A 12,703-nucleotide genomic window follows, 5' to 3' on the forward strand; every position below is an offset into this window, starting at 1 on the left:
ACGGTTTTGGTCGGTAGAATCGACGCCTTTCCGTACAACCCCGTGGAGTGATGGCATGGCCGACGTAAACAAGGTCGTTCTCGCGTATTCCGGCGGCCTGGACACTTCGGTGATCCTCAAGTGGCTGCAGGATACTTATAACTGTGAAGTGGTGACCTTCACCGCTGACCTGGGTCAGGGCGAAGAGGTCGAACCTGCACGTGCCAAGGCGCAAGCCATGGGCGTGAAAGAGATCTACATTGACGACCTGCGCGAAGAGTTCGTCCGCGATTTCGTTTTCCCGATGTTTCGCGCCAACACCGTCTACGAAGGCGAGTACCTGCTGGGTACTTCCATCGCACGTCCGCTGATCGCCAAGCGCCTGATCGAAATCGCCAACGAAACCGGCGCTGACGCCATTTCCCATGGCGCCACCGGCAAGGGCAACGACCAAGTGCGTTTCGAACTGGGCGCCTATGCCTTGAAGCCTGGCGTAAAAGTGATTGCTCCGTGGCGTGAATGGGACCTGCTGTCCCGTGAAAAGCTGATGGACTACGCTGAAAAGCACGCCATCCCGATCGAGCGTCACGGCAAGAAGAAGTCCCCGTACTCCATGGACGCCAACTTGCTGCACATCTCCTATGAAGGCGGCGTGCTGGAAGATACGTGGACCGAGCACGAAGAAGACATGTGGAAATGGACCGTCTCCCCGGAGAACGCTCCTGACAAGGCCCAGTATCTGGAATTGACCTACCGCAACGGCGACATCGTCGCGCTGGACGGCGTCGAAATGACGCCGGCCACCGTCTTGGCGACCCTGAACCGTATCGGTGGCGAACACGGTATTGGCCGCCTCGACATCGTCGAGAACCGTTACGTGGGCATGAAGTCCCGTGGTTGCTACGAGACCCCGGGCGGCACCATCATGCTGCGCGCTCACCGCGCCATCGAGTCCATCACCCTGGACCGTGAAGTGGCTCACCTCAAAGACGAGCTGATGCCCAAGTACGCCAGCCTGATCTACACCGGCTACTGGTGGAGCCCGGAGCGTCTGATGCTGCAACAGATGATCGACGCTTCCCAGGTCCACGTGAACGGCGTTGTGCGCCTGAAACTGTACAAGGGCAACGTGATCGTCACCGGTCGCAAGTCCGACGAGTCGCTGTTCGATGCCAATATCGCCACCTTCGAAGAAGATGGCGGCGCCTACAACCAGGCAGACGCGGCAGGCTTCATCAAGCTGAACGCATTGCGCATGCGCATTGCGGCCAACAAAGGTCGCAAGTTGTTCTGAGTGTTTTAAGTTGCAATGAAAAATGGCCCCGTTAGGGGCCATTTTTTTTGGGCTGGAAATACACCTGGAATCCTTAGGGTCGATGCAGTGTTTATTGTTCAGTTCAAAAAAGCCATGTGCCTAAGGCGGTGGTGTGGAGTGTTTATGCTTTTACGGGGGCAATGTTTATTAATTTCGCTCGATAAGTGGTGCATTGTTGAAAGTGGGTTTTTTTCTTGTGTGCAGGAACTATGTACTACAGAAATTTCACTCAGAAATGTACCGCGAACATGTCAGATGCTGACATGCCTGTAGGATTTATGGAGCGTTATTAATTATGTCGAATGGAACTTTTAGAAAGTGCCTTTCAGCCCGTGTTCACAGGTCTTCTCATAAGACACAAGGGGCATTTCCTGAAACTTGTGTGCGGCACGTTTACCCCGCCCCCCCGTAATCCTGGGAATTTTCACTCAAAATATGTTTGTACTCGGAAAGTTCTGAAAGCCTCAACAAAACTGCATACCTCCACACTGGCGTTTTTTTGTAGGTTAAATCCTATGTCTTTGTGGGTTGGGTCTCTGCTTGCTGTTGCTTGGGGGGGAGCGCTATGCCAAGCGGGAAACGACTAGGCTATTGTGCTTGCTCTTAATAATTCGAACAGCGAAATTGGACTTGCCCATGAATAAAGTGCTGATCGTGGATGATCATCCCGTCATTCGTCTTGCTGTGCGTATGCTAATGGAACGTCATAGTTATGAGGTCGTTGCCGAGGCCGATAACGGTGTCGATGCCTTGCAACTTGCACGGGAGCATATGCCGGACATAGTCATACTGGATATTGGAATTCCCAAACTCGATGGCCTGGAAGTTATATGCCGGCTGTCATCTACCAAACAGGCCCATCCCTTCAAGGTGCTGGTGCTGACGTCCCAGGCGCCCGGGCATTTCTCCATGCGGTGCATGCAGGCGGGCGCCGCTGGCTACGTGTGCAAACAGCAGGACCTCACCGAGCTATTGAGCGCGGTCAAGGCGGTGCTGTGTGGGTACAGCTACTTCCCCAATCAGGCGCTGAACTCGGTGCGCTCCACAATGGGGAACGCCAGCGAAGCGGACATGGTCGAGCGCTTGTCCGGCCGGGAGATGATGGTGCTGCAGCAACTGGCCCGCGGTAAAACCAACAAGGAGATCGCCGATGGCATGTTCCTGAGCAATAAAACCGTGAGCACTTACAAGACGCGCTTGCTGCTCAAGCTCAACGCACGCTCCCTGGTGGACTTGATCGAGCTGGCCCAGCGCAACGGGTTGGTGTAGGCCGGCCGCACACTTACATGCAGTCAGAAAAAAGCCTCCGTAAGGGAGGCTTCTGTTTTTCGTTGGGTCGATTAGAGATCGAAGTCGTAATCGGCCAACTGTTTTTGCAGGCGCCGCTCTTCCAGAAGATTGTCGATGGTGCGGCGCTTGCTCAAATTGGTCTTGGCCACCTCTACCGGTGTTTCTGCTGCCTCATCGTCGGATTCAGCGCCAACAACGTCGTCTTCTACATCCAGTTGTTCTTTGCCAGTGCTCATAAGGTTAACTCCAGGCTAAGACTGCCGTTGGCGCTCCTTATAACGATAATCTAGAGCCTGGTAAAAAAGATTTTTTCAATCGACTCATCAATAAAAGCAATGATGGCTCAATCGTCGGAAGTCTTTTCCTTGTATTCACACAGGTCTTCGATGCGGCAACTGCCACAGCGCGGCTTGCGAGCTTGGCAGACATAGCGTCCGTGAAGGATCAGCCAGTGATGTGAATCCAGCAGATAGGGCTTGGGCACAAACTTCATCAATTGTTTTTCCACCTCCACCACGTTCTTTCCGCGGGCAATCCCTGTGCGGTTGCTGACCCGAAAGATGTGTGTGTCCACCGCCATGGTCAGTTGGCGAAATGCCGTGTTGAGCACCACGTTGGCGGTTTTGCGACCTACGCCTGGAAGCGCTTCAAGGGCCTCCCGAGTCTGCGGCACTTCGCTGCCGTGCAACTCCACCAGCAGCCGACAGGTCTCGATGACATTCTTCGCCTTGCTGTTGTACAGGCCGATGGTCTTGATGTACTCAGACAACCCTTCAACCCCGAGCGCGTAGATCGCCTCCGGAGTATTGGCTATGGGATACAACTTGGCAGTGGCCTTGTTGACGCCGACGTCTGTGGACTGGGCCGAAAGAATCACGGCGATCAGCAGCTCGAACGGCGAGGAATAGGCCAGTTCGGTTTTCGGTTCCGGGTTGTCTTCGTGAAGCCGGCGGAAAATTTCCAGGCGTTTTGCGGCGTTCATGGGGCGAGCGGTTCCTTGCAGACAGTCAGTGTGGTTACGAAAAGCGGGCCCAATAACCCGAGCAGGATAAACGCGGCGGGCACCAGCAGTACACGCTTCATCACGTGCGGCCGGTGCTCAAGGTGTTCAAGTGCGGGCATCGGACGCCGCCAAGGCCGCAAGCGCCTGCTCGGCTGTTTCGAAATGCTCTTGCAGGACGATCAACTGCGACTGCTGTTCAAAGGTCGGCGGGTGGCCGAAAGCTTTCAGGGATTTGTGCAATTGGGCACGGCTCATGGCCAGATTGATCTTGGCCTTCTTCAAGGCAGCGTCCATCGCGGCGGCTTTTTGTGCGCGAACCCGCTCAATGGCGGCCTGGACCGGGTTCTCCGAGGCTGCAGTCACCGGGGCGGCGCGCTTGGTGCGTGCCAGGCGTTCGGCGAGTTTCTGTTCCTCTTCGCGTTGCAGCCGCGCGTTGCGCTGTTCAAACCGCCGCCTGGCCCGATCGCGCTTGAGGCTGCGTGCCTGGCGCTCGTGATCACTGGAGGCCAGCCCGCCGACAATCGGCACCACCGTGGTCAATGGACGCATTTCGATACAATCAACCGGGCAAGGTGCCACACACAGGTCGCAGCCCGTGCACTCGTCGATAATCACCGTGTGCATCAATTTGGCAGCACCGACGATGGCGTCCACCGGGCAGGCCTGGATGCATTTGGTACAGCCGATGCACTCCGCTTCACGGATAAACGCGATCTGCGCGGGCGCGTCGCCTCGGGATGTGTCCAGTTCCAGCACCGGGAGCTTCAACAGTTGCGCCAGGCCTGCGATGGTTTCCTGGCCGCCCGGAGGGCACTTGTTGATCGCCTCGCCTTGGGCAATGCCTTCTGCGTAGGGCTTGCAGCCAGGATGCCCACATTTGCCACATTGGGTTTGCGGCAGCAGGGCGTCGATACGTTGAATCAGGCTCATGGTTTGATCATTGCGTTGGAACCCGGAAAAGCCACGGCCGGCAACGGGCCGACAGCAAACAGAATCCGATTATCCGGCAAGCGAGGAGGGGGGACCAGCTGAAACCGCCCCATGGCCGAGACCATGAGGCAGTCAGCCGTTGTTACTTGATGCGCTGACCCGGCTTGGCGCCGCTGTCCGGGCTCAACAGGTAGATCTCTTCACCGCCAGGGCCGGCCGCCATCACCATGCCCTCGGAGATACCGAACTTCATTTTCCGTGGCTTGAGGTTGGCGATCATCATGGTCAGGCGACCATCGAGTTTGGACGGATCCGGATAGGCACTCTTGATCCCGGAGAACACGTTGCGTTGCTCGTCACCGATGTCCAGGGTCAGGCGCAGCAGCTTGTCAGCGCCTTCCACGGCTTCGGCCTTGATGATCAGGGCCACCCGCAGGTCCACCGCAGCGAAGGCGTCGAAGTCGATTTCTGGCGACAGTGGATCTTTCGCCAGCTCACCATTGCCCGCAGGTGCCGCATCGCCGGTATCAGTCTTGCTGGCCTCGAGGTCTTCTTTCGAAGCATCGGTCATGGCCTGGACTTTTACCGGATCGATACGGGTCATCAGCGGCTTGAACTCATTCAACTGATGGTTGCTGAGCAAGGTCGCGTGATCGTTCCAGGTCAGCGGCGGCACGTTGAGGAACGCCTCGGCGTCGGCCGCCAGCAGTGGCAGTACCGGCTTGAGGAATATCACCAACTGGCGGAACAGGTTGACGCCCGTGGCGCAGATGGCCTGGACTTCAGCTTGCTTGCCTTCCTGTTTGTTCAGCGACCACGGCGCCTTGTCGGCGATCCAGGCGTTGGCACGGTCGGCCAGGCCCATGATCTCGCGCATGGCGCGGGCAAAGTCGCGGGCTTCATAGGCGTCGGCGATGCTCGGGGCAGCGGCCAGGAACGCGTCGGTCAGCTCCGGCGCGGCGTTTTCCGCCACCAGCACACCGGCGTTGCCCTTGTGGATAAACCCGGCGCAACGGCTGGCGATGTTGACGACTTTGCCCACCAGATCCGAGTTGACCTTCTGTACGAAGTCTTCCAGGTTCAGGTCCAGGTCGTCGACGCCACGGCCCAGTTTGGACGCGTAGTAGTAGCGCAGGTATTCCGGCGACAGGTGGTCCAGGTAGGTGCGCGCCTTGATAAAGGTGCCACGGGACTTGGACATCTTCTGGCCATTGACCGTCAGGTAGCCGTGAACCGCGATGCCGGTCGGCTTGCGGTAGCCCGAACCTTCGAGCATCGCCGGCCAGAACAGTGCGTGGAAGTTGACGATATCCTTGCCGATGAAGTGATACAGCTCGGCAGTGGAGTCCTTGGCCCAGAACGCGTCGAAGTCCAGCTCCGGCGTGCGGTCGCACAGGTTCTTGAAGCTGGCCATGTAGCCAATCGGCGCGTCCAGCCATACGTAGAAGTACTTGCCTGGCTCACCCGGGATTTCAAAACCGAAGTACGGCGCATCGCGGGAGATGTCCCACTGCTGCAGGCCGGCGTCCAGCCATTCGGCGATCTTGTTCGCCACGGCGTCCTGCAGGGTGCCGCTGCGGGTCCAGGTTTGCAGCATCTGCTGAAAATCCGGGAGCTTGAAGAAGAAGTGCTGGGAATCCTTGAGCACCGGGGTAGCGCCAGAGATGGCCGACTTCGGATCCTTCAGGTCGGTAGGCGCATAGGTGGCGCCGCATTTCTCGCAGTTGTCGCCGTACTGATCCTCAGTGCCGCATTTCGGGCAAGTGCCCTTGATGAAGCGGTCGGCCAGGAACATTTTCTTTTCCGGGTCGAAATACTGGGTGATCGAACGCGTGGCAATGTGCCCGGCGTCCTTGAGGCGCAGGTAGATCTGGCTCGACAGCTCGCGGTTTTCTTCGGAGTGGGTCGAGTGGAAGTTATCGAAGTCCACCAGGAACTCGGCAAAGTCGGCGCTGTGTTCAGCCTGGACATTGGCGATCAGTTGTTCCGGGGTGATCCCTTCCTTCTCGGCGCGCAACATGATGGCCGAACCGTGGGCGTCGTCCGCGCAGACATAAATGCATTGATTGCCGCGATGCTTCTGGAAGCGCACCCACATATCGGTCTGGATGTACTCAAGCATATGGCCAAGGTGGATAGAACCATTGGCATAGGGCAGGGCGCTGGTGACGAGGATCTTGCGTGGCTCGGACATGGGGCTCGGCTACTTGATGAAACGGAGGTCGGCCACTATAAAGCGCCGGGAAATTTATTTCACCCCGTGCAGCTGTTTCAGGAGTTTCCCGACGGCCGAAAGCGTGCCGCTAAGACGCTGGAACGGTTAGGATAGCCGCCTGTTTTAGTCAGTCTTTTTTCGGGAGTAGCCCATGAGCGCCGTCAATCGCGCAGCGGTGGAAGCCGTTCTTCGCCAATACACCGACCCCTACCTGAACCAGGACCCGGTCAGCGCCGGGTGCGTACGCGCCATCGACGTGCAGGGTGACAAGGTTTCGGTCCAGCTTGAGCTGGGCTATGCCGCCGGGCTGTTCAAGAGCGGCTGGGCGCAGATGCTGCAAATGGCCATCGAAGGCCTGGACGGCGTCAGCTCGGCCAAAGTCGATATCCAGTGCTTGATCGCCGCGCACAAGGCCCAGGCGCAGATCCCGGGCCTGGCCAACGTCAAGAACGTGGTGGCCGTGGCCTCCGGCAAGGGCGGCGTGGGCAAATCCACCACCGCCGCCAACCTGGCCCTGGCCCTGGCCCGCGAAGGCGCGCGCGTCGGGATTCTCGACGCTGACATCTATGGCCCGAGCCAGGGTGTGATGTTCGGTATCGCGGAAGGCACCCGGCCGAAGATCAAAGATCAGAAATGGTTCGTGCCGATTGAGTCCCATGGCGTGGAAGTGATGTCCATGGCCTTCCTGACCGACGACAACACGCCGATGGTCTGGCGCGGCCCGATGGTTTCCGGCGCGTTGCTGCAACTGGTCACCCAGACCGACTGGGGCAACCTGGACTACCTGGTGATCGATATGCCACCAGGCACCGGTGATATCCAGCTGACCCTGGCGCAGAAAGTGCCGGTGGCCGGCGCGGTGATCGTCACTACGCCGCAGGACCTGGCGCTGCTGGATGCTCGCAAAGGCGTGGAGATGTTCCGCAAGGTCAATATCCCGGTGCTGGGCGTCGTGGAGAACATGGCGGTGCACATCTGCTCCAACTGCGGCCACGCCGAGCATCTGTTCGGTGAAGGCGGCGGCGAGAAGCTGGCGATCCAGTACGGGGTTGAACTGCTGGCGTCGTTGCCGCTGTCCATGGGGATTCGAGAGCAGGCTGACGGTGGCAAGCCGACCGTGGTTGCCGAGCCCGATGGCCAGATTGCCATGGTCTACCAGGAGCTGGCCCGTCACGTAGGGGCGCGGATCGTACTCCAGGAAGCTGAGGCTCAGGCGATGCCGACCATCACTGTCAGCGACGACTGATCCACCTGACGAGAAAGAAGCCTCGACTGTGTCGGGGCTTTTTCTTGCCTGGCGAACACTCAGGGTTCTCTTGTTACCCTTTTACGTAATTGCTGGTGTAAGCATTCGCTTACTTTTTCGTAAGCGTTTGGGTTTTTTCGCCGGTACGGACGTCTTGAATTGATCGCCTATATTTCTATCTGATTGAAATATAACAATTATTTTTTATTGATCGAGCGTACAACCCTGTGGTTTCGCGATTTGGATCCCGTTGAACTTCCCCGGGAACTCTCTAAGATCAGCCCTGTGTCCACGGATTGACACGGTCATCACGGAACGATGACTCAGGGAACCTCGCAGGATGCGATTCATCAGGATGATGAAAAGGAACACAGGGACTAGGGAAAAAATGTGGGCGGGTCATACCGCCCCTTTTTTTTGCCTGTAGAAAAGTGAAACCCGTCCCGCAGAAATGCAAAAAGGCCCGCAAGGGGCCTTTTTGAGGGCATCGAGGCTATCAGCGCTCGAGGTCTGCAATCTTGCCTTTTTTGCCATCCCACTCCGCCGCATCCGGCATCGGGTCTTTGCGCTCAGTGATATTCGGCCAGATTTCCGCCAGCTCAACGTTCAACTGAATAAATTCCTGCATCTCTGCCGGGACTTCGTCCTCGGAGAAAATCGCGACGGCCGGGCATTCTGGCTCACACAGGGCGCAGTCAATGCACTCGTCCGGGTGGATGACCAGGAAGTTCGGGCCTTCGTAAAAGCAGTCCACCGGACACACTTCTACGCAGTCGGTGTACTTGCACTTGATGCAGTTGTCGGTGACGACGAAGGTCATTTCTAATTTTCTCCTCAGGCGGCGGCAGCGAAACCCTTTGTGGCAGGGCTCGCGAGGTTCGGGAGCGATAGTCTGCAGGCCAGGCTAAAAGCCCGCAGCATCCCAAACCGCGCGAGAGTCTACCAGCTTGCACGCGTCTGCGTTATATCCGAGTCTTCAGTGCATATAACATTTCGAGCGCTTTTCGCGGGGTCAAGTCGTCCACGTCAAGCTTAGCCAGTTCATCCAGCACCGGATGAGGCAGGCTGGCGAACATGTCGCTCTGGTGTGGCGCGCTGGGTTTGCTGCTGGCTTTGGCCGGGCTGGCCACGGGAATCTCGTGGGGCAGGGCGGTTTCTTCCAGGCGGCTCAGGTGTTCGCGGGCACGGGTAATCACCTCGGCGGGTACGCCGGCCAGTTGTGCCACGGCCAGCCCGTAACTCTGGCTTGCCGGGCCGGGCAGCACGTGGTGCAGGAACACGATGCGCTCGTTGTGCTCGGTGGCATTGAGGTGCACGTTGGCCACCAGCGGCTCGTTTTCCGGCAACACCGTCAGCTCGAAATAGTGCGTTGCAAATAGCGTATACGCCCGCAGATGCGCCAATCGCTCGGCCGCCGCCCAGGCCAGGGACAGGCCGTCGAAGGTACTGGTGCCGCGGCCCACTTCGTCCATCAGCACCAGGCTGCGTTCGGTGGCGTTGTGCAGGATGTTGGCGGTTTCGCTCATTTCCACCATAAAGGTCGAACGGCCACCGGCCAGGTCATCGCTGGAGCCGATCCGGGTGAAGATGCGGTCCACCAGGGACAGTTCGCAACTGGCCGCCGGCACGAAGCTGCCGATATGGGCCAGCAGTACGATCAATGCGGTCTGACGCATGTAGGTGGATTTACCGCCCATGTTCGGACCAGTGATCACCAGCATGCGGGTGTCGTCGTCCAGCGACAGATCGTTGGCGACGAACGGCGTGGTCAGAACCTGCTCCACCACCGGGTGGCGACCTTGCACGATGCGCATGCACGGCTCGCTGACAAAACGCGGGCAGTTCAGGTCAAGGTTCAGGGCGCGCTCGGCCAGGTTGCTCAGCACGTCCAGCTCGGCCAGGGCGGCGGCGGTGTCCTGGAGTGGTGCCAGCTTGCCGATCAAGTCTTCGAGCAAGGCCTCGTAGAGCATCTTCTCCCGAGCCAGGGCGCGGCTTTTGGCCGATAGTGCCTTGTCTTCGAACTCTTTAAGTTCCGGGGTAATAAAGCGCTCGGCACCCTTGAGGGTCTGGCGCCGCTGGTAATCGATCGGCGCCTGCTCCGCCTGCTTGCTCGGCAACTCGATAAAGTAGCCGTGCACGCGGTTGTAGCCGACTTTCAGGTTGGCCAGGCCGGTGCGGGCTTTTTCGCGGGCTTCCAGATCGATCAGGAACTGCCCGGCGTTCTCGCTCAGGGATTGCAGTTCGTCCAGCTCGGTGTCGTAACCGGTCTTCAAGACGCCACCGTCACGGATGATCGCGGGCGGATTGTCGATGATGGCTTTTTCCAGCAGCGCCGCCAGGTCCGGGTAGGTGCTGGTGGTGACGGCAAGCTGCTGCAGGTGCGGAGCTTCCAGTTCGGTCATCGCTGCTTGCAGTTGCGGCAGGGCGCCGAGGGCATCCCGCAGGCGTGCCAGGTCGCGGGGCCGCGCGTTGCGCAGGCCGATCCGCGCCAGAATCCGCTCGATATCCCCGATTTCCTTGAGCTGCGGTTGCAGCTTTTCAAAGCGGTATTGATCCAGCAGGCACGTAATAGAGGTTTGACGGGCTTGCAGCACCGTCAAGTCCCGCAGCGGACGGTTCAACCAGCGCGTCAGCAAGCGGCTGCCCATGGCGGTCTGGCAACGGTCGACCACCGATTGCAGGGTGTTGTCGCGACCGCCCGCCAGGTTGGTGTCCAGTTCCAGGTTGCGACGGCTGGCGCCATCGAGCACCACGGTGTCGTCCAGACGTTCATGACGCAGGCTGCGCAAATGCGGCAGGGCCGTGCGTTGGGTTTCCTTGGCATAGCTGAGCAGGCAACCGGCGGCGCCGATAGCGAGGGTCAGGGTTTCGCAGCCAAAACCCTTGAGGTCTTGCACGGAGAATTGCTGGCAAAGGCTTTTCAGCGCCGAATCACGCTCGAAATCCCACGGCGCGCGACGCTTGGTCCCGCGGCGACGTTCCGCCGGCAGATCCTTTGGCCAGTCATCCGGAATCATCAGCTCCACCGGGTTGACGCGCTCCAGCTCCGCCAGCAGGTTTTCCCAGCCCTTGATTTCCAACACCGTGAAATTGCCACTGGTGATGTCCAGCACGGCCAGGCCGAACAGCCGCTCATCCCCCAGCACCGCCGCGATCAGGTTGTCGCGACGCTCATCCAGCAGCGCCTCATCACTCACCGTCCCCGGTGTAATGATGCGCACCACCTGGCGTTCCACCGGGCCCTTGCTGGTGGCCGGGTCGCCGATCTGCTCACAGATCACCACCGACTCGCCCAGCTTCACCAGCTTGACCAGGTAACCTTCCAACGAATGATAAGGAATCCCGCACATCGGAATCGCCTGCCCGGCCGACTGCCCGCGCGCGGTCAGGGTGATGTCCAGCAACTTGGCGGCCTTCTTTGCGTCTTCATAGAAGATCTCGTAGAAGTCGCCCATGCGGTAGAACATCAACTGATCAGGGTGCTGGTTTTTCAGGCGCCAGTACTGCTGCATCATCGGGGTGTGGGAGGACAGATCGGAAGTGTTTTTACTCATTGGATAGTTAGCAAATTCGTTGAAAGTGATGGGGCAAAGGGGGCGCTTGGCCCAGCATTTTTGCAATGGGCGCAAGGTTAACACGCGAGGTCGGGGCTTCGCAGTTCACAAACGGTCAGGTAAATCTTGGTAATCAATGCATTAAATATGCAAATTAGCATTTGCCAAGCATCAAAACTGCCTGCACTATCCGCGTTATGCAAAAACGCAACGTTTCTATCGTCTTAAGAGAGCTGCTGGACCGCGACCGGATCTCCCCCACGGAGCTTCACCGGCGTACCGGCGTGCCTCAATCCACGTTGTCCCGGATCCTCAGCGGCAAGATCGTTGATCCGTCGGACAAGCACATCTCACGCATCGCCGATTACTTTCAGGTCAGCACCGATCAGCTGCGCGGGCGCGCAGGGCTGGTGTCGGCGCGGGCGGACGAGCGTGACCCGATGCATTCGGAACTCAAGGACATAAGCCTGTGGGACGACGACACGCCCGTTAATGATGACGAGGTGTCGATCCCCTTTCTGCGCGAGGTTGAATTGGCTGCTGGATCAGGAAGATTCGTCATCGAGGAAAGCGAGAAGGCCAGCCTGCGATTCGGCAAGCGCAGCCTGCGGCATAACGGGGTGCAGTTCGACCAGGCCAAGTGCGTCACGGTGCGTGGCAACAGTATGTTGCCGGTGCTGCGTGACGGCGCGACCGTCGGCGTCAACGCCGGCAAGTGCGGGATTGGTGACATCGTCGACGGCGACCTGTATGCCATCAATCACAATGGCCAACTGCGGGTGAAACAGCTCTACCGCCTGCCTTCGGGGATTCGCCTGCGCAGCTTCAACCGCGATGAACACCCGGATGAGGACTACAGCTTCCAGGACATCCAGGAAGAGCAGATCAGCATCCTCGGTCACGTCTTCTGGTGGGGCATGTACGCCCGCTAACCTTTCTTCGTAAGACAAAGCCCGCCAATGAGCGGGCTTTTTTTCGTCCGTGCAAAACCACCAAACCCTTTGCCCATAAGGCTGCAAATGCATTCGTGCATATGCTCCGCAAAAATAAATGCATTTATGCATTGACTGTATATGCATACATGCATATTCTTCGTCTCAAGCCAGCCAAGAAGGTCTGGTGGAGGCGGCAAGGATGCTGCCAAGGAAGACAAGGACGTTACGCAACACCG

Annotated in this window: 9 protein-coding genes and 1 pseudogene; 4 read left to right on the forward strand and 6 right to left on the reverse strand. The window is 58.5% G+C overall.

Annotated elements, in window-relative coordinates; translation table 11 throughout:
* Nucleotides 1-55 precede the first annotated feature (55 nt).
* Together D109_RS0129730 and D109_RS0129735 are read left to right on the forward strand one after the other, a co-directional pair.
* The gene (locus tag D109_RS0129730) at nucleotides 56-1,273 is read left to right on the forward strand and encodes an argininosuccinate synthase (RefSeq protein ID WP_003208700.1); all 1,218 of its coding nucleotides are present in this window, start codon (nucleotides 56-58) and stop codon (nucleotides 1,271-1,273) included.
* Nucleotides 1,274-1,930: 657 nt separating this feature from the next.
* Entirely contained in the window at nucleotides 1,931-2,563 is a 633-nt protein-coding gene (locus tag D109_RS0129735; RefSeq protein WP_017480126.1) for a response regulator transcription factor, read from the forward strand.
* Between the two features lie 71 nt (nucleotides 2,564-2,634).
* Here the strand turns inward: D109_RS0129735 and D109_RS0129740 are convergent, their stop codons facing one another.
* From D109_RS0129740 to metG, 4 genes and pseudogenes are all read right to left on the reverse strand, one after another.
* Nucleotides 2,635-2,820 carry a PA3496 family putative envelope integrity protein gene (locus D109_RS0129740; protein ID WP_017480127.1) on the reverse strand — a complete coding sequence of 62 codons (186 nt, stop codon included), beginning with the start codon at nucleotides 2,818-2,820 and terminating at the stop codon, nucleotides 2,635-2,637.
* Between the two features lie 107 nt (nucleotides 2,821-2,927).
* A complete protein-coding gene (gene nth / locus D109_RS0129745; protein WP_017480128.1) occupies nucleotides 2,928-3,566 on the reverse strand; it encodes an endonuclease III in 639 nt (212 codons plus the stop codon).
* Nucleotides 3,567-3,707: 141 nt separating this feature from the next.
* Nucleotides 3,708-4,535, reverse strand: a pseudogene (gene rsxB, locus D109_RS0129755) (electron transport complex subunit RsxB); the annotation flags it as partial.
* Between the two features lie 124 nt (nucleotides 4,536-4,659).
* Nucleotides 4,660-6,711 carry a methionine--tRNA ligase gene (metG, locus tag D109_RS0129760; protein ID WP_017480131.1) on the reverse strand — a complete coding sequence of 684 codons (2,052 nt, stop codon included), beginning with the start codon at nucleotides 6,709-6,711 and terminating at the stop codon, nucleotides 4,660-4,662.
* A 172-nt stretch (nucleotides 6,712-6,883) separates the two neighbouring features.
* Here metG and apbC point away from each other — a divergent pair, with 172 nt between their 5' ends.
* Nucleotides 6,884-7,978, forward strand: a complete 1,095-nt coding sequence (gene apbC, locus D109_RS0129765; protein WP_017480132.1) for an iron-sulfur cluster carrier protein ApbC — start codon at nucleotides 6,884-6,886, stop codon at nucleotides 7,976-7,978.
* 496 nt (nucleotides 7,979-8,474) lie between these two features.
* Here apbC and fdxA read toward each other — a convergent pair whose 3' ends face one another.
* On the reverse strand, nucleotides 8,475-8,798 hold the full coding sequence (gene fdxA, locus D109_RS0129770) for a ferredoxin FdxA (protein ID WP_003208688.1): 324 nt from the start codon (nucleotides 8,796-8,798) through the stop codon (nucleotides 8,475-8,477).
* A 142-nt stretch (nucleotides 8,799-8,940) separates the two neighbouring features.
* Nucleotides 8,941-11,532, reverse strand: a complete 2,592-nt coding sequence (mutS, locus tag D109_RS0129775) for a DNA mismatch repair protein MutS (protein WP_026078304.1) — start codon at nucleotides 11,530-11,532, stop codon at nucleotides 8,941-8,943.
* Nucleotides 11,533-11,729: 197 nt separating this feature from the next.
* On the opposite strand from mutS, the gene D109_RS0129780 reads away from it, so the two are divergent.
* On the forward strand, nucleotides 11,730-12,464 hold the full coding sequence (locus D109_RS0129780; RefSeq protein WP_026078305.1) for an XRE family transcriptional regulator: 735 nt from the start codon (nucleotides 11,730-11,732) through the stop codon (nucleotides 12,462-12,464).
* Nucleotides 12,465-12,703 lie beyond the last annotated feature (239 nt).

This window comes from Pseudomonas sp. PAMC 26793, assembly GCF_000313235.1.
In the GTDB taxonomy this organism is placed as follows: domain Bacteria; phylum Pseudomonadota; class Gammaproteobacteria; order Pseudomonadales; family Pseudomonadaceae; genus Aquipseudomonas; species Aquipseudomonas yamanorum.